The sequence below is a fragment of the Vibrio sp. 1288 genome, assembly GCF_033344475.1.
Genome location: NZ_JAWPOX010000298.1, coordinates 1 through 847, shown reverse-complemented (window position 1 = coordinate 847; position 847 = coordinate 1). Strand labels below are relative to the sequence as shown.

Here is an 847-nt window from a genome sequence, read left to right as displayed (position 1 = left end):
TCCACGGCGAAAGTGCGGACCAAGGCTACAACGTGACCATCAATACTTTAGGTGATTGGGATGTAGAGCCTCTCAAGCCTTATTTGGGTGAACGTTGGTTGAGCTTGGTTTCCGGTCATGCGCCTTGGCAAATGGACATTGACTTGCAGCTCAACGATGTGGGTTTTACTTACCAAGTGGATGTGTTGGCGCAGCTCGGTCGATTAGCCAGTGAATACCCATACCCATTGACGAAAAAGGTCGGAGAAGCTGGTCAGGCGAAACTCCAAGCATCGGGGAATCAGGAGAGCATTTCGGCTCGTTTGCAAATCCCAAATGCGAAATATCAGACCGAAATTGATATCTCGGGCGATGTGCCAGTGTTAACCGCGACCAACTTAGTGTTAGGCAAAGGCGGTTTTAAAATTAGCCCTGTCGTTGGGCACGATGCTTCGATTCGTCTAGATGAGTTAAACCTAGATAAGTGGGCGACGTTACTGGATACGCCAGAGAGTAAAGCGCAATCGGTGCTGGCAAACATGAAGACGCCTACGATTCCTTTACCAACGCGTATTGAAGTCGAAACGCCGAACTTGTTATTGGGCGGCATTGAGTTTCACGATGTGGCATTGAACGCCAGTAAAAAGAACCTAAGTTGGCAGTTGGACGTGAGTAGCCAAGAGGTGAAAGGCAAAGCAACGTACCTCAAACCGTACGATTTATCGGTGTCTCTAGACCATCTGCATTTGTACTTGCCAGACTTTGAGGAAATGACCAAAGAGCGCAGTTCGATTTTCGCTAGTGAAGATCAGAATGCGCCACTTATTACCAACTTTGACCGCAAGTTTCACGCAGAGATGCCAAACTT

1 protein-coding gene is annotated in these 847 nt (G+C 48.1%); it reads left to right on the top strand.

Annotation, left to right across the window (positions count from 1 at the left end; translation table 11 throughout):
- A partial coding sequence (locus R8O11_RS26360; RefSeq protein WP_318194761.1) for a DUF3971 domain-containing protein occupies positions 1-847 on the top strand: 847 nt, incomplete at both ends.